The 25,058-nt window shown below is 73.8% G+C and carries 22 protein-coding genes and 1 pseudogene; 2 read left to right on the top strand and 21 right to left on the bottom strand.

What is annotated here, in order from left to right:
- Positions 1–750, bottom strand: a 750-nt coding sequence (locus TOK_RS23615) for a methionine adenosyltransferase domain-containing protein (RefSeq protein ID WP_374754926.1), incomplete at its 3' end; no start/stop codon positions are given.
- Between the two features lie 305 nt (positions 751–1,055).
- Between TOK_RS23615 and TOK_RS23610 the strand changes: the two genes are divergently transcribed.
- Positions 1,056–1,631, top strand: coding sequence for an SH3 domain-containing protein (locus tag TOK_RS23610; protein WP_098960180.1), 576 nt, complete (start codon positions 1,056–1,058; stop codon positions 1,629–1,631).
- Between the two features lie 224 nt (positions 1,632–1,855).
- Here the strand turns inward: TOK_RS23610 and coaBC are convergent, their stop codons facing one another.
- From coaBC to pyrR, 11 genes and pseudogenes are all read right to left on the bottom strand, one after another.
- Entirely contained in the window at positions 1,856–3,073 is a 1,218-nt protein-coding gene (coaBC, locus tag TOK_RS23605) for a bifunctional phosphopantothenoylcysteine decarboxylase/phosphopantothenate--cysteine ligase CoaBC (protein ID WP_253258588.1), read from the bottom strand.
- Positions 3,074–3,080: 7 nt separating this feature from the next.
- The gene (rpoZ, locus tag TOK_RS23600; protein WP_049803439.1) at positions 3,081–3,353 is read right to left on the bottom strand and encodes a DNA-directed RNA polymerase subunit omega; all 273 of its coding nucleotides are present in this window, start codon (positions 3,351–3,353) and stop codon (positions 3,081–3,083) included.
- 2 nt (positions 3,354–3,355) lie between these two features.
- Positions 3,356–4,048 carry a guanylate kinase gene (gene gmk / locus TOK_RS23595; RefSeq protein ID WP_374754925.1) on the bottom strand — a complete coding sequence of 231 codons (693 nt, stop codon included), beginning with the start codon at positions 4,046–4,048 and terminating at the stop codon, positions 3,356–3,358.
- Positions 4,049–4,171: 123 nt separating this feature from the next.
- Entirely contained in the window at positions 4,172–4,486 is a 315-nt protein-coding gene (gene mihF, locus TOK_RS23590) for an integration host factor, actinobacterial type (protein ID WP_098960178.1), read from the bottom strand.
- 429 nt (positions 4,487–4,915) lie between these two features.
- Complete coding sequence (locus tag TOK_RS23585; RefSeq protein WP_253258587.1) at positions 4,916–5,269, bottom strand: response regulator transcription factor; 354 nt, start codon at positions 5,267–5,269, stop codon at positions 4,916–4,918.
- Positions 5,270–5,399: 130 nt separating this feature from the next.
- Positions 5,400–6,233: an orotidine-5'-phosphate decarboxylase gene (gene pyrF / locus TOK_RS23580; protein ID WP_098960176.1), complete on the bottom strand. Its 834-nt coding sequence runs from the start codon at positions 6,231–6,233 to the stop codon at positions 5,400–5,402.
- Positions 6,230–9,523: a carbamoyl-phosphate synthase large subunit gene (gene carB / locus TOK_RS23575; protein WP_098960175.1), complete on the bottom strand. Its 3,294-nt coding sequence runs from the start codon at positions 9,521–9,523 to the stop codon at positions 6,230–6,232. The genes pyrF and carB overlap by 4 nt, the downstream gene beginning before the upstream one ends.
- A 545-nt stretch (positions 9,524–10,068) precedes the next feature.
- Positions 10,069–11,199, bottom strand: a pseudogene (carA, locus tag TOK_RS23570) (glutamine-hydrolyzing carbamoyl-phosphate synthase small subunit); the annotation flags it as partial.
- Positions 11,196–12,497 carry a dihydroorotase gene (locus tag TOK_RS23565; protein ID WP_098960173.1) on the bottom strand — a complete coding sequence of 434 codons (1,302 nt, stop codon included), beginning with the start codon at positions 12,495–12,497 and terminating at the stop codon, positions 11,196–11,198. The gene TOK_RS23565 and the pseudogene carA, both read right to left, overlap by 4 nt.
- On the bottom strand, positions 12,494–13,438 hold the full coding sequence (locus TOK_RS23560) for an aspartate carbamoyltransferase catalytic subunit (protein WP_098960172.1): 945 nt from the start codon (positions 13,436–13,438) through the stop codon (positions 12,494–12,496). The genes TOK_RS23565 and TOK_RS23560 overlap by 4 nt, the downstream gene beginning before the upstream one ends.
- Positions 13,435–14,022, bottom strand: a complete 588-nt coding sequence (pyrR, locus tag TOK_RS23555; protein WP_098960171.1) for a bifunctional pyr operon transcriptional regulator/uracil phosphoribosyltransferase PyrR — start codon at positions 14,020–14,022, stop codon at positions 13,435–13,437. The genes TOK_RS23560 and pyrR overlap by 4 nt, the downstream gene beginning before the upstream one ends.
- A 564-nt stretch (positions 14,023–14,586) precedes the next feature.
- On the opposite strand from pyrR, the gene TOK_RS23550 reads away from it, so the two are divergent.
- The gene (locus TOK_RS23550) at positions 14,587–15,078 is read left to right on the top strand and encodes a transcriptional regulator (protein WP_098960170.1); all 492 of its coding nucleotides are present in this window, start codon (positions 14,587–14,589) and stop codon (positions 15,076–15,078) included.
- 125 nt (positions 15,079–15,203) lie between these two features.
- Here TOK_RS23550 and TOK_RS23545 read toward each other — a convergent pair whose 3' ends face one another.
- The 9 genes from TOK_RS23545 to TOK_RS23505 form a co-directional block, all read right to left on the bottom strand.
- Complete coding sequence (locus tag TOK_RS23545; RefSeq protein ID WP_098960169.1) at positions 15,204–16,370, bottom strand: MFS transporter; 1,167 nt, start codon at positions 16,368–16,370, stop codon at positions 15,204–15,206.
- 172 nt (positions 16,371–16,542) lie between these two features.
- Positions 16,543–18,051 carry an ankyrin repeat domain-containing protein gene (locus TOK_RS23540; protein WP_098960168.1) on the bottom strand — a complete coding sequence of 503 codons (1,509 nt, stop codon included), beginning with the start codon at positions 18,049–18,051 and terminating at the stop codon, positions 16,543–16,545.
- Between the two features lie 279 nt (positions 18,052–18,330).
- A complete protein-coding gene (gene nusB, locus TOK_RS23535; protein ID WP_098960167.1) occupies positions 18,331–18,750 on the bottom strand; it encodes a transcription antitermination factor NusB in 420 nt (139 codons plus the stop codon).
- A 1-nt stretch (position 18,751) separates the two neighbouring features.
- Entirely contained in the window at positions 18,752–19,315 is a 564-nt protein-coding gene (gene efp / locus TOK_RS23530; protein WP_098960166.1) for an elongation factor P, read from the bottom strand.
- Between the two features lie 243 nt (positions 19,316–19,558).
- Positions 19,559–20,650: a Xaa-Pro peptidase family protein gene (locus tag TOK_RS23525; protein WP_098960165.1), complete on the bottom strand. Its 1,092-nt coding sequence runs from the start codon at positions 20,648–20,650 to the stop codon at positions 19,559–19,561.
- Between the two features lie 4 nt (positions 20,651–20,654).
- A complete protein-coding gene (gene aroB, locus TOK_RS23520) occupies positions 20,655–21,746 on the bottom strand; it encodes a 3-dehydroquinate synthase (RefSeq protein ID WP_253258586.1) in 1,092 nt (363 codons plus the stop codon).
- Between the two features lie 79 nt (positions 21,747–21,825).
- A complete protein-coding gene (locus tag TOK_RS23515; protein ID WP_098960163.1) occupies positions 21,826–22,446 on the bottom strand; it encodes a shikimate kinase in 621 nt (206 codons plus the stop codon).
- Positions 22,443–23,630: a chorismate synthase gene (gene aroC, locus TOK_RS23510; protein WP_216362076.1), complete on the bottom strand. Its 1,188-nt coding sequence runs from the start codon at positions 23,628–23,630 to the stop codon at positions 22,443–22,445. The genes TOK_RS23515 and aroC overlap by 4 nt, the downstream gene beginning before the upstream one ends.
- Before the next feature lie 64 nt (positions 23,631–23,694).
- A complete protein-coding gene (locus TOK_RS23505) occupies positions 23,695–24,678 on the bottom strand; it encodes a prepilin peptidase (RefSeq protein ID WP_141566516.1) in 984 nt (327 codons plus the stop codon).
- Between the last annotated feature and the right edge of the window lie 380 nt (positions 24,679–25,058).

The following is a 25,058-nucleotide window of genomic DNA, read 5'->3' as shown; positions in this document are numbered from 1 at the left end:
GGCGAACCCGCCGTAGGTGTCGACGATGATCTTGCGGCCGGTGAGGCCCGCGTCACCCATCGGGCCACCGACGACGAACCGGCCGGTCGGGTTGACCAGCAGCCGGGCACCGTCGGCGTCGATGCCGGCACGCTCGAGCTCCGGCTCGACGACGTGCTGGCGGATGTCGGGGGCCAGGAGCGCGTCGAGGTCGACGTCGGCGGCGTGCTGGCTGGACACGACGACCGTGTCGACGCGGACCGCGCGGTCGCCGTCGTACTCGATGGTGACCTGGGTCTTGCCGTCGGGCCGCAGGTACGGCAGCAGCCCGCTCTTGCGGACCTCCGTCAGCCGGCGGGCGAGCCGGTGAGCGAGCGCGATCGGCAGCGGCAGCAGCTCCGGGGTGTCGGTGTTGGCGTAGCCGAACATCAGGCCCTGGTCGCCGGCGCCCTGGCGGGCGATCTCGTCCTCGCTGGACTCGACACGCGACTCGTAGGCGGTGTCGACGCCCTGGGCGATGTCGGCCGACTGCGCGCCGATCGCGATGTTGACGCCGCAGGAGTTGCCGTCGAAGCCCTTGGCCGACGAGTCGTAGCCGATCTCCAGGATCTTCTCCCGGACCAGCGTCGGGATGTCGGCGTAGGCACTCGTGGTGACCTCGCCCGCGACGTGCACCTGACCGGTGGTCACCATCGTCTCGACGGCGACGCGGCTGCGGGGGTCCTGCGCGAGGAGCGAGTCGAGGACGGTGTCGCTGATCGCGTCGCACATCTTGTCGGGATGACCCTCGGTCACCGATTCGCTGGTGAACAGCCGGCGGGCCGGGTTCGTCACGCGTGTCTCCGTCCAGAGTCGTCCTGTGGTCCCGCCCGAGCCTAGTCGACGTCACCGACCCTGCTCACGGGCCTGACCTGCGACGACCGATGCCGTTCGCCACGTCACCGAGCGTAATCGGTTTGCCCGACGCGCCGGTGATCGTTCACCGCTTCCGGTGATGTCGGGGCAGATGGCGAATCGGTGACGAGCCGACTCGTTGGGCCTGGTGAGCGCATCCACCCAACGGAGGTACCCCCCAGATGAACGCGTTGTTGCAACGGCGAGGCCGCGCGGCCGCAGTCGTCGGTGGCCTGATCGCTGCCGGCGCGACCACCGTCCTGGTCATGGTCGGAACGGCGTCCGCAGCCGAACAGGGGCGTTGCACCGACAACGTCAACGTCCGCTCGCAGCCGAGCGCGACGGCCTCGGTCGTGACGGTCTGCAAGCGTGGCACGGACGTCACCATCGGTGAGCGCCGAAACGGCTACGTGCAGCTCACCAACCTCAACGGCTGGGCGTCGGAGCAGTACGTCTCCGCCAACCCGGGCCGTGGCGGGTCGGCGACGACCACCAAGGCCACCACGACCACCGCCCCGACGACGAGCGGTGCGGCGCGCGGCGAGCAGGTCCGCCCGACCACGCCGGCGGCGACCACGACGAAGTCGTCGCAACTGCGCAGCACCGGGTCGGCCGCGCCGACCACGACGGCGCCGCGTACCACCACCTCCTCCCAGGACACCGCCGCCGCGCGCGACGCCGGTGCGTCCGGCGGCGACCAGGGCGGCAGCGACGAGTCGACCGGGAGCACCCCGACGCGTTCGGGTCTCCTCGGCTGACACGCCCCGACCGGCCGAGAGCCGGGAGCTCCACGAGAACGGCCCCACCCCGGGCGGACCGGGAGTGGGGCCGTTCTCGTCGCGCCGGGAGACCGGGCGAGGTGCTCAGACCTCGGCGAGCAGCCTTACGGCGCCGATCTCGGCGCGGGCCGACCACCCGCTCACGGCTCAGATCTCGGCGAGCGGCCGTACCGCGCCGATCTCGGCGCGGGCCGACCGCCCGCTCACGACAGGCGCGGGGTGACGGCGTCCCACACCCGGGAGGCGAGCAGCGCCTTCGACCCGTCGGGAAGCTCCGTCTCCGCACCGTCGGCGGCCAGCAGCCAGCCTGCGTTGTCGGCCACCTCGAAGGCCTTGCCGTCGCCGACGGCATTGACGACCAGCAGGTCACATCCCTTGCGCCGCAGCTTGATCCGGCCGTGGTGCAGCGCGTCGCCGGACTCGTCACCGGTCTCGGCGGCGAACCCGACGACGACCTGACCGGGCCGCCGCGCCGTGACGAGCTCGGCGAGGATGTCGGCGTTGGTCGCCAGGACGAGCGGGTCGGGCGAGGCGCCAGGCGTCTTCTTGATCTTCGTGGTGACGAGGGTGGCGGGCCGGAAGTCGGCGACCGCGGCCGACATCACCAGCACGTCGGCGTCGGCGGCGGCCTCGTGCATCGCGACGCGCATCTGCTCCGCGGTGCCGACCCGCACGACCTCGACCGACGCCGGGTCCCCGAGGTCGGCGGTGGCGCCGGCGACGAGCGTCACCGCGGCGCCGCGCTGAGCGGCCACGCGCGCCAGTGCGTAGCCCTGTCGGCCCGAGGAACGGTTGCCGAGGAACCGGACGGGATCGAGCGGCTCCCGGGTGCCGCCCGCGGACACGACGACGCGCCGGCCCTCGAGATCGCGCGGCAGGGCGTCGCCGCGTTCGAGCAGCAACCGGGCGAGCTCGGCGATCTCGGCGGGGTCGGGCAGCCGGCCGGGGCCGGTGTCCTTGCCGGTGAGCCTGCCCGACGCGGGCTCCAGCACCACCACACCCCGGGACCGCAGGAGCGCGACGTTGTCCTGGGTGGCGGGGTGCTGCCACATCTCTGTGTGCATCGCCGGGGCGAACAGCACCGGGCAGCGCGCGGTGAGCAGCGCGGCGGTGAGCAGGTCGTCGGCGCGACCGTGCGCGGCCCGCGCGAGCAGGTCGGCGGTGGCGGGGGCGACCACGACCAGATCGGCCTCCTGGCCGAGCCGGACGTGCGCCACCGACGGAACGTCCTGGAAGACGCCGGTGTGGACCGGCCGGCCCGACAAGGCCTCGAACGTCGCGGCGCCGACGAACTCCAGCGCCGCGGCCGTGGGCAGCACCCGCACCGAGTGACCGGACTCGGTGAACCGGCGCAGCAGCTCCGCGCTCTTGTAGGCCGCGATGCCGCCGGCCACACCCAGCAGGACGCGGGGCGCGGTCACCTCGGGACTACTCGCCCTCGGTGTGCTCGAGCAGGCCGCTCTGGATCTCGCGCATGGCGATCGACAGCGGCTTCTCACGCGGGCCCGGCTCGACGAGCGGACCGACGTACTCGAGCAGGCCTTCGCCCAGCTGGGAGTAGTAGTCGTTGATCTGGCGGGCCCGCTTGGCGGCGTAGATCACCAGCGCGTACTTCGACGACACCTGACCGAGCAGGTCGTCGATGGGCGGGTTGGTGATGCCCTCGGGCGTGGAACCGGCGACTGCACCGGTCAGAGGCATGCTCACTTAAAGGACTCCTGTGGGGAGAGATCGTCGTCAGGACCCCTGCGCCTGCTCTCCGGCGGCGTGGGGCCGATCGCCAATCCTACCAACCTGTCGACCACTGCCCGCAGGTCGTCGTTGACGACGACGACGTCGAACTCGTCGCGGGCGGCCAGCTCCTCGCGCGCGGTCTGCAACCGGCGCTCGAACTGGGCCGCCGACTCGGTCCCGCGGCCCTTGAGACGTCGCGCCAGCTCCTCGAAGGAGGGGGCGTCGACGAACACCGTCACGGCGTCCGGGATCGCCGCCTTGACGGCGCGGGCGCCCTGCAGGTCGACCTCGACGAGCACCGGCCGCCCTGCGGCCCGGGCCTGCTCGACCGGCGCCGCGGGGGTGCCGGAGCGTTGCAGGCCGCCGTGGATCTCGGCCCACTCCAGCAGTTCACCGCGGGCGATCAGGTCGTCGAACCCGGCCGACGACACGAACAGGTAGTCGCGGCCGTCGACCTCACCGGTGCGCGGGGCGCGTGTCGTCGCCGACACGCTGAAGTGGAGCTCCGGCAGCTGCTCGCGCAGCCCGGCGACGACGCTGCTCTTCCCGACGCCCGAGGGGCCGGCCAACACGATCAGCCGGCCTCTCGGCGCGTCGGGCGAGCGGCCGTCGCACAAGGGCTCGTCCACGGCGGTTCCAGCAGGGTCGGGGGCGCGGTTCACGCCTCGTCCTCGCTCCGTTCCGGACGCCGCTCGCGACGCCCACCCGGCCCGGCCACCGTCACGGCCGGGCTGGGACCGATCGACCACGTGCCCGGGGGCCCGGGATGCGACCGGCCCGATCCGTCAGCCCTCGAACTCGGTGAGCAGCGCCTTGCGCTGCCGGTCGCCCAGGCCACGCAGGCGACGGCTCGTCGCGATCTCCAGGCGCTCCATGATCTGCGCCGCACGGACCTTGCCGACACCCGGCATCGCCTCGAGCAGTGCCGAGACCCTCATCTTGCCGAGAACATCGTCGGTGTCGGACTGGGTCAGCACCTCCTTGAGGGTCGTACCGCCTCGCTTGAGCCGGTCCTTCAGCTCTGCCCGGGCCCGGCGCGCGGCGGCCGCCTTCTCCAACGCTGCGGCGCGCTGTTCCTCGGTCAGCTGGGGAAGGGCCACGATCTCCTCCGTCTTTCGTCGTGCACATCGCTCTGGTGGGACCGCCGCCGGGACCTGCTCGGAACCTGCGTCGGCGCTCTCTGCGGGGTGACCCGAAGAGACTCGGACGAACGTACTCACGACCCTTACGAGGCCGTGAACGGGGGGTCGCACCAGGCGCTTTACCGTCGACGACCCCCCAAAGGGTGATACCACGAACGGGGCCGAACGGCGGCGATCGACCCGGCCGTTCGGCGATACGTCACAACCGCGCGGCTCAGCCGGCGCACGCGAGGACACCCGCCACGCCGTCCGGCGCACGGCAACGGCATGCCGCGTCCGCACACGCCGGTACGCCGACCACCGACGGGCGGTCGGACGGACCGGTGGGCCACCGCGCAGCGACGTGTTCTTCCCGACAACATCCGTCGTTGGGCTCCTGGACGCGTATCAGCCCACGTGCAGTGCGCGCAGCGCGGCCGGCGTCAGGTCCTCCTTGCGGATGTACGCCGCGGCGCCGCAGTCGGCGGCGTCGGCGGGCAGGTCGTCGACGGTGTAGGTCGACAGCAGCACGACGGTCGTCCCCGGGGCCCGGGCCAGCAGCCGCCTCGTCGCCTCGATCCCGTTGATACCGGGCAGGTTGATGTCCATCAGCACGACAGCGGGCCGGAGGCGCTCGGCCTCGTCGAGTGCGTCCTCCCCGCTGCCCGCCTCCGCCGCGACCCGCCAGCCACCGACGAGACCCACGACCGTGCGGGCCACCCGCCGGAACGGTCGCTGATCGTCGACGATCAGTACGTCCACCAAACCGGCCCTCCTCCTTCGCCACTGGTCCCCAGGATCGACCAGGGGTGACCGGCGGGCGAGGGTGCTAGTACCACTCGGCTCCCGCACGCCATGGCGCTCAGGCCGTTGCCGACCCGTGGCCCGGGTGTCAGCTCGCCGCGCGGGCGGCCTCCAGCTCGTCTCGCAACACCTCGGCCGCGCCGCGCAGCGCCACCGGGTCCGGACCGGCACGCAGCACCGACCGCGACGCCGTGGGCACGACGATCCCCGCCAGCCCGGCGAACCGGGCCGCGACGTCGGCCGGGCTCGCGCCCTGCGCTCCGAGGCCCGGCGCCAGCACCGCGCCGCCGAGCGCGGACAGGTCGAGGCCGTGCTCGTGGGTCGCGCCGATCACGACGCCCACGTCGCCGAGCGGCGTGACGTCCGCGTTGGCCGCGGCCGCCCCGTCGACGATCCCCTGGGCGACGCTGCGGCCCGACCAGTCGGCCAGCTGCACCGGCCCGCCCTCCGGGTTCGACGTCCTGGCCAGCACGAACACGCCGCGCCCCGCCTCCTCCGCGGCCCGCAGCGCAGGCGCCAGCGAGCCGAAACCGAGGTAGGGCGAGAGCGTGACGGCGTCGGCACCCAGCGGCGCGCCGACGCCCAGGTAGGCGTCGGCGTAGCCGTCCATTGTCGAGCCGATGTCGCCGCGTTTGACGTCGAGCAGGCTCAGGGTGGGTGTCTGCGCCAGCCCGGCGAGCAGCCGCTCCAGCACCGCCACCCCGGCCGAGCCGTGCCGTTCGAAGAACGCGGACTGCGGCTTGACCAGGCCGACGTGCCCCCCGAGGCCGTCGAGGCAGACGTCGCAGAACCGGGCGAGCCCGTCGGGGTCGTCGGTGAGGCCCCACTCCGCGAGCAGCGAGGGGTGCGGGTCGATGCCGACACAGAGCGTGCCGAACGCGTCGGCCGTCCGCGCGAGCCGCGCGCCGAAACGGTCGCTCATCGGCCCGCCCTCGCCAGCGCCGCGTGGGCGTCCTGCAGCGACCGGACCCCGATGCTGCCCGCGATCATGGCCTCGATCCCCTGCACCGCTGCCGCCGCGCCCTGCACCGTGGTGATGCACGGCACGCCCTTCGTGACCGCCGCCGCCCGGATCTCGTAGCCGTCGACGCGGGGACCGGCGTTGCCGTACGGGGTGTTGACGATCACATCGACGTCCCCGGCGAGGATGCGGTCGACGATGGTGTCGCCCTCCTTGCGGTCGCCCCACTTGCGGACCTCGGTCACGTCGATCCCGTGCCGGCGCAGGATCTCCGCGGTGCCGTCGGTGGCGAGGACCTCGAAGCCGAGGTCGGCCAGCCGGCGCACCGGGAACACCATGGCGCGCTTGTCCCGGTCGGCGACCGACACGAACACCCGTCCCGACGTCGGCAGGGGGCCGTAGGCCGCGGCCTGCGCCTTGGCGAACGCCGGACCGAAGGACGCGTCGATGCCCATGACCTCGCCCGTCGACTTCATCTCCGGGCCGAGCAACGGGTCGACGCCCTGGCCGGACGGCGTGCGGAACCGGTTGAACGGCAGCACCGCCTCCTTGACCGCGACGGGCACCGACGCCGGCGTCGTCGCACCCTCGGAGACCTTCGGCAGCATCCCCTCGGCACGCAGCTCGGCGACGGTGGCGCCCATCATGATCCGGGCCGCCGCCTTCGCCAGCGGCACCGCCGTCGCCTTCGAGACGAACGGCACGGTCCGCGACGCGCGCGGGTTGGCCTCGAGCACGTAGAGCGTGTCGCCGTGCAGCGCGTACTGCACGTTGAGCAGCCCGCGCACCCCGACCCCGCGGGCGATGGCCTCGGTGGACCGGCGCACGTCCTCCAGGACACTGCGCCCCAACGTGATCGGCGGCAACGTGCACGACGAGTCGCCGGAGTGGACCCCCGCCTCCTCGATGTGCTCCATGACCCCGCCGAGGTAGAGCTCGGTGCCGTCGAACAGGGCGTCGACGTCGATCTCGATGGCGTCGTCGAGGAACCGGTCCACCAGCACCGGACGTTCCGGGCTGATCTCCGTGGCCCGGGCGATGTACCCGGCGAGGGTCTCCTCGTCGTAGACGATCTCCATGCCGCGCCCGCCCAGCACGTACGACGGGCGCACCAGCACCGGGTAGCCGATCCGGTTCGCGATGTCGCGGGCCTGCTCGAACGACGTCGCCATCCCGAACGCGGGGGCGGGCAGCCCGGCGCGGCGCAGCACCTCGCCGAACTCGCCACGGTCCTCGGCGAGGTCGATCGCCGCGGCCGAGGTGCCGACGACCGGCACCCCCGCCGCGGTGAGCCGCTGCGCCAGACCCAGCGGCGTCTGCCCGCCGAGCTGCACGATCACGCCCGCGACGGTCCCGGACGCCTGCTCGGCGTGCACGACCTCCAGGACGTCCTCGAACGTCAGCGGCTCGAAGTAGAGCCGGTCCGCCGTGTCGTAGTCGGTGGAGACGGTCTCGGGGTTGCAGTTGACCATGACGGTCTCGAACCCGGCCTCGCGCAACGCCATCACCGCGTGCACGCAGGAGTAGTCGAACTCGATGCCCTGCCCGATGCGGTTGGGCCCGGAGCCGAGGATGAGCACCTTCGGCCTCTCGGTCTGGGCCGTCACCTCGGACTCGGCCGACGGGTCGGTCTCGTAGGCGCTGTAGTGGTACGGGGTGCGGGCCGCGAACTCGGCGGCGCACGTGTCCACGGTCTTGTAGACGGGCCGGATGCCGAGGCGGTGGCGCAGCGACCGGACCCCGTCCTCACCCGCGAACTCCGGGCGCACCGACGCGATCTGCCGGTCCGAGAGCCCGGACCGCTTCGCGCGGCGCAACAACACCTCGTCGAGAACCGGGGCGTCGGCGATCTCGGTGCGCAGCTCCCCCAGTGCGGCGATCTGGTCGACGAACCACGGGTCGATGCCCGAGCGCTCGGCCACGTCCTCGACCGTGGCGCCGTGGCGCAGCGCCCGCTCGACGGCGTAGATGCGCCCGTCGGTGGGCCGGGCGACGTCGGGCTCACCGTCCGGGTCGGGCCGGGTCCAGAACCCGGCGTCGGCGGTCTCCATGGAGCGCAACGCCTTGCCCAGCGCCTCGGGGAAGGACCGGCCGATCGACATGGCCTCGCCGACGCTCTTCATCGTCGTCGTCAGGGTCGTGTCGGACCCGGGGAACTTCTCGAACGCGAAACGCGGCACCTTCACCACGACGTAGTCCAGCGCCGGCTCGAAGGCCGCCGGGGTCTCGCCGGTGATGTCGTTGCGGATCTCGTCGAGGGTGTAGCCGATGGCCAGCTTCGCGGCGATCTTCGCGATCGGGAAGCCGGTGGCCTTCGACGCCAGCGCCGACGACCGCGACACCCGCGGGTTCATCTCGATGACGACGAGCCGCCCGGTGGCGGGGTCGACCGCGAACTGGATGTTGCAGCCGCCGGTGTCGACCCCGACCGCGCGGAGCACAGCGATGCCGACGTCGCGCATGTCCTGGTACTCGCGGTCGGTCAGTGTCATCGCCGGGGCGACCGTGATCGAGTCGCCGGTGTGCACGCCCATCGGGTCGATGTTCTCGATGGAGCAGACGACCACGACGTTGTCGGCGTGGTCGCGCATCAGCTCGAGCTCGTACTCCTTCCAGCCGAGCACGGACTCCTCGATCAGCACCTCGGTGACCGGGGAGGCGGCGAGCCCGCCGCCGGCGAGGCGCTCGAGGTCGGCGGCGTCGTAGGCCATGCCGGACCCGAGGCCACCCATCGTGAACGACGGCCGGATGACGACGGGCAGCCCCAGCTCGGCGACCGCCGCACGGACCTCGTCCATCGAGTGGCAGACCGCGCTGCGCGGCACGTCGCCGCCGACGGCCTGGACGATCTCCTTGAACTTGAGCCGGTCCTCGCCGCGCTGGATGGCCTCGACGTCGGCACCGATCAGCTCGACGCCGTAGCGCTCCAGGACCCCGTTCTCGTGCAGCGCGATCGCGGTGTTGAGCGCGGTCTGCCCGCCCAGGGTCGCGAGGATCGCGTCGGGACGCTCGGCCGCGATCACGAGCTCCACGAACTCCGGGGTGATCGGCTCGATGTAGGTGGCGTCGGCGAACTCCGGGTCGGTCATGATCGTCGCCGGGTTGGAGTTGACCAGGGAGACCCGCAGGCCCTCGGCGCGCAGGACGCGGCAGGCCTGGGTGCCGGAGTAGTCGAACTCGCAGGCCTGGCCGATGACGATCGGGCCGGACCCGATGACCATCACGTGCTGGATGTCCTCACGGCGTGGCATCAGGCCTCCTCCCCGTCGTGGCGCTCGATGAGCCGGTGGCGGCCACCGGAGTCGTGGAACAGGTCGTCGTCGGGAGCGGGGTCGGCCGGGTCGTCGTCGGCGCCGGGGACCACACGCGGCAGGGCGACGGTCTCGTCGACCCCCTGGCCGTCGCGCTGCTGCGCGCCGGGGTCGTCGGCGGGCACGACCGTCTGCGGCAGCAGCATCGTCGGCTCGCCGTGGACGGTGATGTCGACCCGCTCGGCAGGCGCGGCGGGCTCGGCGGGCTCCGCCACCGCGTCCTCGTCGTCGGCCGCACACCGGGTGCTGTCCTCCGCAGCGACGTCCTCCGCAGCGGCATCCTCCGCAGCGACGCCCTCCACAGCGACGCCCTCCGCAGCGACAAGCTCCGCAGCGACAAGCTCCGCGGCGGCATCCTCCACAGCGACGCCCTCCACAGCGACGCCCGTCACGGGGGCGTCGTCCACAGGGGCGTCCCCGACGGGCACGGCGGCAGGCTCCTCGTCGCGCCGGTGCGGCAGCGGCGAGAGGGCCGCGCCACGCGCGGGCCGGTCGGCCATCAGCGTGACGAAGCGGTCGAACAGGTCCGCCGCGTCGTGCGGGCCCGCCGCCGCCTCCGGGTGGTACTGCACGCTGAACGCCGGGAAGCCCTCGCCCGCAAGGCCTTCGACGCAGCCGTCGTTCGGGCAGGTGTGGGTGATCCGGGCCGGGCCGTAGGGGGTGACGAACCGCTCCCCCGCCTCGCCCTCGACCGCGAACCCGTGGTTCTGCGAGGTGATCGCCACCCGGCCGGTGGCGTGCTCGACGACCGGGACGTTGATGCCGCGGTGGCCGTAGCGCATCTTGTACGTCCCGCGGCCCAGCGCCCGGGCGAGGATCTGGTTGCCGAAACAGATGCCGAACGTCGGGATGCCGCGTTCGAGCACCGCCCGGGTGAGCGCGACCGGCGCATCGGCCGTCGCCGGGTCGCCCGGCCCGTTGGACAGGAAGAACCCGTCGACGCCCAGGTCGACGATCTGCTCGATCGACGTCGCCGCGGGCAGCACGTGCACCTCGATGCCGCGGGCGGCCAGCATCCGCGGCGTGTTCGCCTTGATGCCGACGTCGAGCGCCGCGACCCGGAACCGGGCCCCGCCCTCGGCCGTGCCGCCGGCGGGCACGACGTACGGCTCGTGGGTGCTGACGGCGCCGTAGAGGTCGGCGCCCTCCATCGTCGGGCTCGCGAGCACCCGCTCGACGAGCTCGGCGTCGGGTGCCAGCGCGTCACCGGAGAAGACACCGGCGCGCATGGCCCCGCGCTCGCGCAGGTGCCGCACGACGGCCCGGGTGTCGACCCCGGCGACGCCGACGACGCCCTGCTCGACGAGGACGTCACCCAGCGCACGCTGCGACCGCCAGTTCGACGGCCGGCGCGCCGGGTCGCGCACCACGTAGCCCGCGACCTGGACGCGGGCGGACTCGTCGTCCTCGTCGTTCCAGCCGGTGTTGCCGATCTGCGGGGCGGTCTGCACGACGATCTGCCGGTGGTAGGACGGGTCGGTCAGCGTCTCCTGGTAGCCGGTCATGCCGGTGGTGAAGACGGCCTCGCCGAGGTTCGCACCGGCCGCGCCGAACTCCTCGCCGCGGAAGATGCGCCCGTCCTCGAGCACGAGCAGCGCCGTGCCAACCGCGCTCACGTCGCCACCGGTTCGACGATGCGCCCGTCGCGGGCCGTGACCCGCCCGCGCAGCACCGTGGCCGTGACCACGGCGGGCAGCCGCATCCCCTCGTACGGGGTGTTCGAGGCCAGGCTCGCGAGCGTGGCGCCGCGGACCGTCCACGGCTCGTCACCGTCGACGAGGGTCAGGTTCGCGGGTTCACCGACCGCGATCGGGCGGCCCTGGTCGGGCAGCCCCGCGATCTCGGCGGGCCGCTCGGACATGACGCGGGCGACGCCGTGCCAGTCGAGCAGGCCGGGCTCGACCATCGTGTGCACGACGACCGAGAGTGCGGTCTGCAGGCCGAGCATGCCGGGCTTGGCCACCTGCCACTCGGTGTCCTTGTACTGGCTGGCGTGCGGCGCGTGGTCGGTGGCGACGACGTCGATGACGCCCTCGGCGAGCGCGGCCCGCATCGCCTGCGTGTCGGCCGCGGTGCGCAGCGGCGGGTTGACCTTGTTGACCGGGTCGTAGCTGGTCAGCGCGGCGTCGGTGAGCAGCAGGTGGTGCGGGGTGACCTCCGCGGACACCTTCACCCCCGCGGCCTTGGCGCTGCGCAGCACGTCGACGGTGCGTGCCGACGACACGTGGCACACGTGCAGCCGGGCCCCGGCCTCGCGGGCGAGCGCGCAGTCGCGGGCGACGATCGTCTCCTCCGCGGTGGCGGGCCAGCCTGCGAGCCCGAGCCGGGACGCGACGACGCCCTCGTTGGCCTGGGCGCCCTGGGTGAGCCGGTGGTCCTCGGCGTGCTGGGCGATCACGACGTCGAGCGCCGAGGCGTACTCCAGCGCGCGCCGCATGACCAGCGGGTCGTTCACGCAGTGACCGTCGTCGGAGAACATCCGCACGCCGGACGCCGACGCCATCGTGCCGAGCTCGGCGAGGCGCTCGCCCTTGAGACCCACGGTGACCGCACCGACGGGATGGACGTCGACCAGACCGACCTCGGCGCCGCGGCGGCGCACGTGAGAGGTGACGACATCGGTGTCGGCGACCGGCGAGGTGTTGGGCATGGCGAACACGGCGGTGAACCCACCGAGGGCCGCGGCGCGCGAGCCGGTCGCGATCGTCTCGGACTCCTCGCCGCCCGGCTCACGCAGGTGCACGTGCAGGTCGACCAGACCGGGCAGCAGGACCCGCCCCTCGGCATCGATCGTCTCGACGCCGTCCGGCGCGGTGAGGCCGGTGCCGATCTCGGTGATCACGCCGCCGCTCACCACCAGGTCGACGGCGTCGTCGCCGTACGGACGGGCGTTGCGGATGAAGAGGTCGCTCACTCCGGGGCTCCCGCGAGAAGGTGGTAGAGGACGGCCATCCGCACGTGGACGCCGTTGCGGACCTGGGCCAGGATCGCGGCGCGCGCCGAGTCGGCCACGGAGGGCGCGATCTCCATGCCGCGCACCATCGGGCCGGGGTGCAGCACGACGCCGTGCTCGGGCAGCATCGCCGCCCGTGCCTCGGACAGGCCGTAGGACACCGCGTACTCGCGCGAGGACGGGAAGAACCCGCCCGTCATCCGTTCGGCCTGCACGCGCAGCATCATGATCGCGTCGAGGCCGGGCAGCTCCGCGTCGATGTCGTGCGACACCCGGCACGGCCACTGCGCCGCCCCGACGGGCAGCAGCGTCGGCGGTGCGATCAGCACGACCTCCGCGCCGAGCGTGGCCAGCAGGAAGACGTTGGAGCGCGCGACACGGCTGTGCAGCACGTCGCCGACGATCCCGATCCGCCGCCCGGCGACCGACCCGAGCCGGTCGCGCAGGGTCGCGGCGTCGAGCAACGCCTGGGTGGGGTGCTCGTGGGTGCCGTCGCCGGCGTTGACGATCGAGGTGTGGGTGCCCGTCGCCGCCTGGTCCTTGTCGGCCCAGCCCGCGAGGCGGTGTGCCGCACCGGATGCGGGGTGACGGACGATCACGCAGTCGGCGCCCATCGCCGACAGCGTCAGGGAGGTGTCGCGCAGCGACTCGCCCTTGGAGACCGAGGAGCCCTTGGCGCTGACGTTGACGGTGTCGGCGCTCATCCACTTGCCGGCGATCTCGAACGAGACCCGGGTGCGCGTGGAGTCCTCGTAGAACATGGTGATGACGGTGCGCCCGCGCAGCGTCGGCAGCTTGCGGACCTCCCGGCCCAGCAGCGCCTGGCGCAACCGGTCGGACGTGTCGAGCAGTGCCGTCGCGGTGGCCGCGTCGAGGTCGGTGACGGTGAGAAGGTGCTTCACTCCCCCGCCCCCCTGCGGATCGAGACCCGGTCCTCGCCGTCGATCTCGGTGAGCGACACCAGGATCAGCTCGCTGCGCGAGGTCGGAACGTTCTTGCCGACGTAGTCGGCGCGGATGGGCAGCTCCCGGTGGCCGCGGTCGACCAGGACCGCGAGCTGGACCGAGCGGGGCCTGCCGTGCTCCGACAGGGCGTCGAGCGCGGCGCGGACCGTGCGGCCCGACATCAGGACGTCGTCGACGAGGACGACGAGCGCGTCGTCGACACCGCCCTCGGGGAACTGCGTGTCCTCCAGCGCCCGGGTGGGGCGGCGGCGCAGGTCGTCGCGGTAGAGCGTCGGGTCGACGGTGCCGACGGCCGGTTCGGTCCCGCCGAACTCGGCGACGGCGGCGGCGAGCCTGCGGGCCAGGACGGTGCCGCGGGTCGGGATGCCGATGAGCACGACGTGCTCGGCGTCCGCGGTCTTCTCGATGATCTGGTGCGCGATGCGCGCGATGGTGCGGGTGACGTCGGAGGCACTGAGGAGTTCGTGGTCGGGCAGACCGGTCCCCTCGCCACCGACGTCCCCGCGGCGGTCGTTCGCCACGAGTTCGCTCTCCTTCCCCGCCTCTCCGGACGGGTCGTTAAAGGATTGGTGCGCAGCCACGCTATCAGCCACCCCCGTTGTGACAGGGGTGTCGCCCGGACGCGCCGACGCGGGTCACACGTCATGCCGGTCACACCCGCCGGATACAGGTCGGCGACGCGCCGTCGCCGGTTCCGGAGAACTGTCGCCGTCCTCACGGAGCCGAACGGTCACAGTCCGATAACACTCACGGAAGTCACATCAGCCACACAAGCCACTTCAGACACCCAGCGTCCGTACTGTGTGCACCCGTTCCGCTCCTGGACACGGCATGTCGACCAGCCGTTCGAGTGAAGAACGGGCAGGAGGGCACCGGGACGGCCCACCCCGCTTGACCCGGCGACGGAGCGAGGCGCATGATTACTCTCCGTATTGATCAGTAGCTCACGGGTGGCCGCGGAAGCGGGGGGCACCGACCGCGGGCCACTGGCACGGCGGGCAGGCGGAGGGGCTTGCCCGGCCACGCACGACCAGCACACGGACGTCGGTCCCGCGGCCGGACGTCCTGCGAGAGGGGATCGCCACATGGGCGACTACGCCAAAGCGCTCGGCAGCAAGCTCCGCGCCATCCGGCAGCAGCAGGGCCTGTCGCTGCACGGCGTCGAGCAGAAGTCCGGGGGCCGCTGGAAGGCCGTCGTCGTCGGCTCCTACGAGCGCGGCGACCGCGCCGTCACCGTCCAGAAGCTGGCCGAGCTGGCCGACTTCTACGGTGTCCCGGTCGCCGAGCTCCTGCCCGAGGGCCGCGTGCCGTCGGGGTCCGAGCCCGCCACGAAGATCGTCATCAACCTGGAGCGGCTCCAGCAGCTGCCGGCCGACAAGGTCGGGCCGCTCGCGCGCTACGCGGCGGCCATCCAGAGCCAGCGCGGCGACTACAACGGCAAGGTCCTCTCGATCCGCGCCGAGGACCTCCGTTCGCTCGCGATCATCTACGACAAGACCCCCGGCGAGCTGACCGACCAGCTCATCGACTGGGGAGTACTGCCTCCCGAGGCGCGGCCGGCCCACCGGGTCGACTGACACCGCCCCTCCCCGACGGCCTCCCGCCGGGTCCGGCACCGGACCGCCCCGACCACGGTCCGCGCGATGTCCTGCCGGGCCCGGCGGGCATCGGCGTGTCCGGGACCGGGACCGGGCATCTCCGATCAGGTGGTGACGGGCGAGCGACGGCGCGCCGCGACCCGCAGCGAGACCAGGGCCAGCAGCGCACCCACAGCGGCGAGGACCGCCCCCACTGCCGAGGGCGCGCCCAGGCCCAGCCCCATCGCCAGCGCCACCCCGCCGAGCGCCGCGCCGAGCGCGTTGGCGACGTTGAACGCCGAGTGGATCGCCGCCGAGGCGAGGACCGGCGCGTCCTGCGCGGCGTCGAGCACCACCGACTGCACCGCCGGCACGAGAGCCAGCCCGAGCAGCCCGACCCCGAACACCACCAGCGCCGCGAGCCAGCGCGTGTGCAGGGCCACGACCGCGACCGCCAGCAGAACCCCCTGCGCCGCAAGCAGGACGAGCATGACGCGGCGCGGATCGATCCGGTCCGCCAGACGTCCGCCCAGCACCGTCCCGAGCGTCATCCCGAGGCCGAACACCCCGAGCAGGATCGGGACGGTGTCCACGCCGAAGCCGGCGAGGCCCGTCATCACGGGCGCGATGTAGCTGTAGAACGCGAACAGCCCGCCGCAGCCGAGCACGATCATGCCCAGCACCAGCAGCACCGCCGGCTGCCGGAACACTGCGAGCTCCGCCCGGAGGTTCGATGGGGTGCCGACGGCGACGCGTGGGACGAGCAGCGCGATCCCCGCGACCGACGCGCACGCGACGACGACGATCACCGCGAACGCGATCCGCCAGCCCATGACCGAGCCCAGCGCGGTCGCCAGCGGCACGCCGAGGACGTTCGACACGGTCAGCCCCAGGAAGACCGCCGCGATGGCCCGCGCCCGGCGTTCCTCCGGCACCAGTGACGCCGCGACCAGCGAGGCGACGCCGAAGAACGCGCCGTGCGGCAGGCCGGTGAGGAACCGCACGGCCACCAGCACCCCGAACGACGGCGCCACCGCCGCCAGCGCGTTGCCCACCGCGAACATCCCCATGAACAGCATCAGCATCCGGGTACGGGGCAGCCGCAGGCTGACCGCGGTCAGCAGCGGCGCGCCGACGACGACGCCGACCGCGTAGGCGGTGACCAGCGTGCCCGCCGCCGGCACCGAGACGTCGAGCCCCTGCGCGATCTGCGGGAGCAGGCCCATCACTGCGAACTCGGTCAGGCCGATGGCGAACGTGCCCAGCGCCAGGGGCAGGATCGCGATGCGCAACAAGGACTCCGGGGATAGGCGGGGCCCACCGGGAGCACCCGGTGGCAGGCTGCCCGTCCTCGCGCCGGCCCGTGGTCCACGCTAGCCCGCACCGGCGATCGCGCACTGTCCGTCTGGTCACGCCCGCCCGGTCACGCCCGCCGATCAGGCCCGTCCGGGCACGCCCGCATGGTCACGTCTCCGGGCGGCGCTCCCGCTGCCGTGACTCGTGCTCCGCCAGCTCAGCGGCCAGCCCGGTGTGGCCCGCGTGCTCGGCCCAGCCGGTGGGCGTCGCGTCGAACCGGGCGTCGCGCACGGTCGCGTCGGCGCCACGGGCGAGCAGCAGGGCCGCCAACGTCTCGTCACCCCGGAACGCCGCCTCGTGCAGCGCGGTGTTCCACCGCTGGTGCCCGCCCGCGTCGCCCCGCCCCACGGTGTCGACGGGCACGCCCAGGTCGAGCAGGAGCTCGACCGCGCGCAGCCGCCCGTCCGCGGCCGCGACGACGATCACGCCTGCGTGGTCGGCGGCGACGCGGGCCCGCAGCTCGTCCGGGGCGGCCGCCACCGCCGCAGCGTCCCCGGCGAGCGCGGCGGCGAGCAGCGCGTCGACCGGCGTGAGCTCCGGGCGCGGCGCACCGTGCGCGACCAGCACGTCGACGATGCCCGGGTAGCCGAGGCGGGCCGCCGTCGCCGCGACCGGTGTCGACCCGAGCCAGCGGCCCCCCTGGACCGCGACACCGTTGCCCACCAACAGTTCCACGCGTGCTGCCATGCCGTGCAGGACCGCCCGGTCGAGCTGGTCGGCCAGCATCCGCTGCGGCGTCGCCAGGGTGTGCCCGAGCCGCGCCCGCCACACCCCGCCGTCGCCGCGGCCCAGGCCGTGCGCGAACAGCAGGACCAGGTGCGAGTCGTCGGCGCCGAACATCCGGTTGTAGAGGGTCTGCGCGTCGTTGGGATCGGCGCCGCGGTCGAGCAGCAGCTGCGCCAGCGGCTGCTCCGCCGGGTGCCGCGGCTGCGCGACCGGGCCGCCCTCGCCCTCCCCGAACACCCCGGTGAGAACCGTGAACGGCGACGGCAGCCCGTGCCAGAGACGACCGGCGTCCGGGTCGGCGCCCTCGTCGAGCAGCAGGGTCGCGGCGTCGACGACAGCGGCCGGGTCGATGCGCGGGTCGTGGCGGGCGTAGGCCAGGTACATCAGCGGCGGCCACCGGTTGGGACCACCGTCGGCGCCGACGGTGCCGGGTCCGACGAGACGACGCAGGGCCTCGACGTCCGCGGTCGCCGCCGCGGCGTGGACCGAGGCCGCAGCGATCTCCGGGTGGGCGGCCAGCAGCTGCGCGGCCTGCCGCGCGTGGGCCGGGTCGTCGGCGTCGTAGCGCAGGCACGCCAGTGACAGGAAGTCGTCGACGGGGTCGCCGGAGGTGGCCGGGGCCGCATCACCGGTGGGCGGGACCCACGTCCAGCGCAGGACCGTCTCGACGTGGCGGACCAGCGGCGGCCAGCCGTCGAAACCGTGCATCCGGGCGAGCACCAGCTGCGCCAGGTGCAGCGGCACATCACCACCGGCGCGGTCGGGCGCCCAGCGGGTCACCAGGTCCAGCGCTCCGGCCTCACCAGCCCGGGCGGCACGACTCAGCTCGCGCGCGCGGCGGCGCAGCTGGCCGAGATCGGGATCCTGCGGAAGCGGAACGGGGGTGGGCACGATGCCCTCCTCTCACCCGCCGGGGTCCGCGAACCGGGGGTTCGGGAGGAGGGTGTGCTGGACACGCATCCACACGGTGAACCGCCCAGATGGGCTCAGCCCTGCCCGCGGACCCGGTGGCGCCCTGGCACGCCGGAGCCGACGCTACCAGCCCCTCCTCGAGCCGCGCGGGCCGCGACGCGAGGACCGCACACCGGCGCCGGCACACGGACGCCCGCGTCCAGGACACACGGACGCCCGCGTCCGGCGGGCCGGGACGCGGGCGTCGGGAGGTAGGAGTCAGCGGGTGGCGCGCAGCCGTTCGGCGATGTCGGCGATCCGGCCGAGGACGCCGTTGAGGAACCGCGGCGAGTCGTCGGTCGACAGGGTCCGGGCCAGCTCGACCGCCTCGGTGATGGCGACGGGATCGTCGATCTCGTCGACCCACAACAGCTCGAACACCCCGATGCGCAGCAGCGCCCGGTCGACCGCCGGCATCCGCGCGACGGTCCAGCCCTCCGCGTGCTCGGAGAGCAGCTGGTCGATCCGGTCGCGGTGCCCGACGACGCCCTCGACGAGCAGCGCCGCGTACTCCGACACGGGCGGCGCCTCGTCGGTCTCCCGCCGGTGCCGCAGGACGTCCAACGGGTCGTCCCCGCGCGCCTCGGACTCGAACAGGATGTCCAGCGCCCGTTTGCGTGCCTTGGTGCGCGCCCTCACGTCAGGCGCTGATGCGGCCGAGGTACCGGCCGTCGCGGGTGTCGACCTTGACCTTCTCGCCGGTGGTGACGAAGAGGGGGACCTGGATCTCCGCGCCGGTCTCCAGCGTGGCCGGCTTGGTGCCGCCCGTCGACCGGTCGCCCTGCAGGCCCGGGTCGGTGTGCGAGATCAGCAGCTCGACCGACGTGGGCAGCTCGATGTAGAGCGGGACCCCGTCGTGCAGCGCGACCATCGCCGTCTGGTTCTCCAGCAGGTAGCCCGCCGCGGACCCGACCGTGGGCTCCGGGATCGGGATCTGGTCGTAGGTGTCGCCGTCCATGAAGACGAAGTCGGCGCCGTCGCGGTACAGGAAGGTCATGTCGCGACGGTCGACCGTCGCCGTGTCCACCTTGGTGCCGGCGTTGAACGTCTTGTCGACGACCTTGCCCGTCATGACGTTCTTCAGCGTCGTGCGGACGAACGCGCCGCCCTTGCCCGGCTTGACGTGCTGGAACGCCGTGACCGACCACAGCTGGCCGTCCAGGTTGAGCACCAAGCCGTTCTTGAGGTCGTTGGTCGAGGCCACGTGCGGATGACTCCTACGGTCGAAGCGGGGCGAGCCGGAACTCTGATACCGGCCACGGCGGACCCGGCCGGAACCGGGCCCCGGCGGACCGCCGACGACGCCGCCACCAGTGCCGGGGACCAGGATAGCCCCGCGCCGGACGTCCGGACGCGACGGCCCTGGTCGGCGCCGCCGTCCCGGTGTCCGCCGGGTGGTCTTCCGGTCCCCGCCGGTGCCCGCCCGGGTCAGGGCGCGACCCGTGGGTCAGACCTCGACGAGTCCGTGCGGAGCGAGGGTCAGCGGTTCCGGGCCGCCCTCGGCCACGACGAGCGTGTCCTCGATCCGCACCCCACCGCGGCCCTCCAGGTACACCCCGGGCTCGACGGTCACGACCATCCCCGCCGCCAACTCACCCGGCCCGGTAGCGGAGAACATGGGCGCCTCGTGGATCTCCAGGCCCACGCCGTGACCCAGGCCGTGCACGAACCGCTCCCCCAGCCCCGCGGCCACGATGACGTCGCGGGCCGCCGCGTCGACCGTCGAGAGCGCCACACCGGGTGCGAGTGCGTCACAGCCCGCCCGCTGGGCCCGCGCGACCACCTCGTGCAGGTCCCGCTGCCAGCCCGCCGCCGGACCGAGGACGAACGTTCGGGTCGTGTCGGAGTGGTAGCCGTCGACGAGCGCCCCGAAGTCGATCTTGACGAGGTCCCCGCGGCGCAGCTCGCCGTCGGTCGGACGGTGGTGCGGGATCGCGGAGTGCGCACCGGCGGCCAGGATCGTCTCGAACGCCGGGCCCGTCGCGCCGTGCCCGCGCATCCGCATCTCCAGGTCGATCGCGACGGCGCGCTCGGTCCGGCCGGCGGCGAGCCCGCCTGCGGCGAGGAGGTCGGCCAGCGCCGCGTCGGCGACCGCGCACGCCGCCCGCAGCGCGGCGATCTCGACGTCGTCCTTCACCGCGCGCAGCCGGCGCGTCAGTCCCGGGGCACGCACGAGCTCGACGGACCCCCCCACCGCCTCCGCGATCGCCGCGTGCCCGTCGACGGTGACGACGTCGGACTCGAAGCCCAGCCGCTCGATGCCCAGCTCGATGACGCGGCGGGCCGTCGCAAGGACGCTGCTGCGGTCGACGAGCAGCTCGAGGTCCGGGACCTCCGTACCCGACTGCGTCACGTACCGGCCGTCGGTGCAGAACCGGGTGCGGGCATCCCCGTCGGCGGCGAGCAGCAGCGCCGCGTTCGACCCGGTGAACCCGGTCAGGTAGCGGACGTCGAGGAGATCGGTGACCAGCAGCGCGTCGACGTCGGCCGCGGCCAGCAGCTCCCGCAGCCGGTCCCGGCGCGCCCCGAACGGCCGCACGGCGTCACTCCCCGCTGATCGCCGCGTAGGCCCGCTCGATCAACGCCGGGTCCGGACCCTCGAGACGGCCCGGTTCGGCCAGCCCGTCGAGGACGACGAACCGCAGCATCCCCGCGCGGGCCTTCTTGTCGCCGGACATCGTCGCGACCAGCTCCGGCAGCACACCCGCCTCGTAGGAGATCGGCAACCCGATGGAGGTGAGGATGCTGCGGTGCCGTTCGACGGTCGTGTCGTCGAGGCGGCCCGCCGCGCGGGCGAGCTCCGCGGCGAACACCATCCCGACGCTCACCGCGGCGCCGTGGCGCCACGTGTACTGCTCGCGGCGCTCGACCGCGTGCCCGAGGGTGTGGCCGTAGTTGAGGATCTCGCGCAGGTGCGACTCGCGCAGGTCGGCGCCGACGACGTCGGCCTTCACCCGGATCGCGCGCTGCACCAGCTCGGGAAGGACGTCGCCGCGCGGGTCGAGCGCCGCCGCGGGGTCCTTCTCGACCAGGTCGAGGATCACCGGGTCGACGATGAAGCCGGCCTTCACGACCTCGGCCATCCCCGCCGCGAGCTCGGCGGGGGGCAGCGACTCCAGGGTCGCGAGGTCGACGAGCACCGCAGCGGGCTCATGGAACGCTCCGACGAGGTTCTTCCCCGCCACGGTGTTGATCCCCGTCTTGCCGCCGACCGCCGCGTCGACCATCGCGAGCAGCGTCGTCGGGACGTGGACGACGTTGACACCGCGCATCCAGGTCGCCGCCACGAACCCGGCGAGGTCGGTGACCGCACCGCCGCCGAAGCCGACGACGACGTCGCGCCGGGTCAGCCCGACGGTGCCGCAGACCTCCCAGCAGTAGCCGGCGACGGCGAGCGCCTTGCCCTCCTCGGCGTCGGGCACCTCGACGCGATGGGCGTCGAGCCCGGCGTCCTCCAGCGTCTGGCGCACCTCCTCGGCCTGGTCGGCCAGCGGCGGCTGGTGGACCAGCACCACGGTGCCCGCCCCGGTCCCGCCGACGACCTCGGCCAGCATCCCCCGCACGCCGCGGCCGACCACGACGTCGTAGGGCCGCTCGGCCGCGACGTGGATGCGGACGGGTTCGGCGCTGTTCACGGGTTCCTCCAGGGGACGGCCACGCGCGGCGCGGACCGATGTCGTCGTGGCCCGGCGTGTCCTGCCGCGGCCGTCCGGGTCAGTGCGCCGACGGGTCGCGGACGAACGGGTCGGGCAGGGCGACGCCGTCATGCGGCGTGGGCTTGTCGAGCGGGTCGTCGGCGACCGGTTCGGGCTCGGGGGTGCTCTCCCCCAGTGCCGCCAGGACCGCCGTCGCGACCTGGTTGGCGCTGCGCCGCGCGGTGTCGACCGTGACCGTCGCGACCTCGGCGTACAGCGGGGCGCGCGCGTCGAGCAGGGCCTTGAACGTGGCGCGCGGGTTGACCCCGGCCAGCAGCGGCCGCGCCGTCGTCATCCCGGTGCGGCGCATCCCGTCGGCGAGCGACACCGTCAGCCCGACGACCTGGTGACCGCGCAGCGCCGCGCGGGTCTCCTCGGCCAGGACCGCACCGCCGCCGAGCGCGAGGACCCCGCACGAGCGGCCGAGCGCCTCCGCGACGACCTCGCGCTCCATCGCGCGGAACGCCGGCTCGCCGTCCTGGGTGAACATGTCGGAGATCGACTTGCCCGCACGCTCCTCGATCAGCGCGTCGGCGTCGGTGAACTCCACACCGAGCCTGCGAGCGACGACCCGGCCGACGGTGGACTTGCCCGATCCGGGCGGGCCCACGAAGACGATCCGCGGCCGTGGGACGGTCATCCCTGCATCCCGAAGGTGGGCGCCGCCTGCTCGTAGGAGCGCAGGTTGCGGATCGTCTCGGCGAGCGAGTCGCCGCCGAACTTCTCCAGCGCCGAGTCGGCCAGGACGAGGGCGACCATCGCCTCGGCGACGACACCGGCGGCCGGGACGGCGCACACGTCGGAACGCTGGTGGATGGCCTGGGCGACCTCGCCGGTGGCGACGTCGACGGTGCGCAGCGCCCGCGGCACGGTGGAGATGGGCTTCATCGCGACCCGGACGCGGACCGGCTCGCCGTTGGTCATGCCGCCCTCGATGCCACCCGCACGGTTGCTCAGCCGGTCGACCGGTGCCCCCGGGACCATCTCGTCGTGCGCCACGCTGCCGCGGCGGCGGGCGGTGCGGAAACCGTCGCCGATCTCGACGCCCTTCATCGCCTGGATGCCCATCAGGGCACCGGCGAGCTTCGCGTCGAGGCGGCGGTCGGAGTGCACGTAGGAGCCGACACCGACGGGCATGCCGTAGGCGATGACCTCGACGACGCCGCCCAGGGTGTCACCGTCGGCCTGCGCTGCGTCGACCTCGGCGATCATCGCCGCGGCCGCGGCGGGATCGACCGCGCGGACCGGGTTGGCGTCGACCAGCTCGAGATCGCCCGGGCCGGGTACGACGTCGTCGGGTGCCTCGGCGGCACCGAGCGCGACGACGTGGGACACGATGTCCACGCCGAACGCCTGCTTCAGGAACGCCTTCGCGACGGTGCCCAGCACGACCCGCGACGCCGTCTCCCGGGCGCTGGCGCGCTCGAGGACCGGGCGGGCGTCGTCGAAGCCGAACTTCGTCATGCCCGACAGGTCCGCATGGCCGGGGCGGGGCCGGGTGAGGGGCGCGTTGCGGGCGCGGTTGGCGATCAGCTCCGGGTCGACCGGGTCGGCCGCCATCACCGTCTCCCACTTGGGCCACTCGGTGTTGCCGATCCGCACCGCGACGGGGCCGCCCTGCGTGAGACCGTGGCGGATACCGCCGATGATCTCCAGCTCGTCGGCCTCGAACTTCATCCGCGCGCCGCGGCCGTAGCCGAGCCGGCGGCGGGCCAGCTCGGCCGCGATCTCCTTCGACGCGACCTCGACTCCCGCGACCATGCCCTCGAGCACGGCGACCAGGGCCGGACCGTGTGATTCCCCTGCAGTGATCCAACGCAACACGCCGACCATCCTCTCACCCGCCCACCTGCGCTCCCGCTGCGGTCGTGTCTGCCGGGCCGCCCGGTCAGCCGTGCGGACCGGTGACGGTGACGACCGCGAGCGCGGCGCCCACCATCGAAGGCCCGAACGGCACCTCCACCCCCCGCGCGCGGCCGGCCACCGCGGCGGCCACGACGGCGTGCACGGCCCCGAGGACGGCGGCCGCCAGACCACAGAGGGCGAGCGACACCCAGCCGTCGCGTCCCATCGCCGCACCGAGCGCGGGCGCGAGCGCGCAGTCGCCACCACCGATCCCGCCCCGGGTCAGCAGCCGGAGCACCAGCAGGGCCGCGCCCGCCACCACGGCCGCGACGACGGCCCGCGCGACGGCGGGTGGGTCGTGCGCGAGGGTGGGCACGAGTGCCGCGCCCGCGCCCGCGGCCGTCGCCGCCGTCAGCGGAGCGGGCAGCCGGTGGACCGCGGCGTCGACGGCGACGAGCACGACGCCGCAGACCACGATCCAGCAGCCGAGCAGCGCTGCGGGGCCGGGTCGCGCCACGGCGACGACGACGCACGCCGACCCGGCGACGATCTCCACCACCGCCGCGGGCGGGCCGATCCGCGCCCCGCAGCAGGGGGCCCGGCCGGAGCCCGGCAGGCGTGCGACGCCCAGCCACCACAGACACGCCCAGCGGGAGTGCGCACGACCTGACGCCGGGACCGGCCCGGCCCCGCCCAGCGCCGCCGCACACCGCGGACAGGCGTTCCGGGCACCGGGTCCCGGGACGGAGTGCCGGACGATCGCCGCCCGCATCCAGGGCCCCGCGGCCGCCCCGGCCGCCCCGGCGACGAGCACCCTGACGGCCGTTCCGGCCGGAACGATCCCCACGACGGCCGCGATCGCCGCCGACACCACCGCGACGACCGCCGACAACGCCGCCGGGCTCACGCCCACCGGCACCGTGCCCCTCGGCACCGTGCCCGTCGGCACCGTGCCCGTCGGCACCGTGCCCGTCGATGACGGCCCTGCGCCCGCCCGACTGCGCCGCACCGGCACCTGCATTCCCATGCCGCACATGGTCGTCGCTCGCCGCGACCCCGGAGTCACGATCACGGCCGCCTGTGGATGGTGGCGCGGCATGGGGACGGATCGGGCCCGGACCGGACGACACGGCGGAAACCGTCGGTGCCGTGTGCTGCGCCGGGCTGGGCGCCGGCGTCCGGGCCGTGGCCGACGACGACGCGCTCCTCGCCCTGATCGCCGATGCCCGGACGGGCATCCTGATGACCATCAAGCGGTCCCGGCCGCGGACCCGCCCGTCGCGACCGTCGAGGCCCTCGTCGACCTGTACCGCGCCGTCCGGGGCGAGCACCCCGACTGGGACGAGTACCGGGGCCGCCACGGTCGAGCAGCGCCGGGTCGTGCTCACCCTCCCGCTGGACCGGCGT

The sequence above is a fragment of the Pseudonocardia sp. N23 genome, from assembly GCF_002583555.1.
Classification (GTDB): domain Bacteria; phylum Actinomycetota; class Actinomycetes; order Mycobacteriales; family Pseudonocardiaceae; genus Pseudonocardia.
Note: the sequence above shows the minus strand (reverse complement) of the source record. Positions and strands in the feature narration are given on the sequence as shown.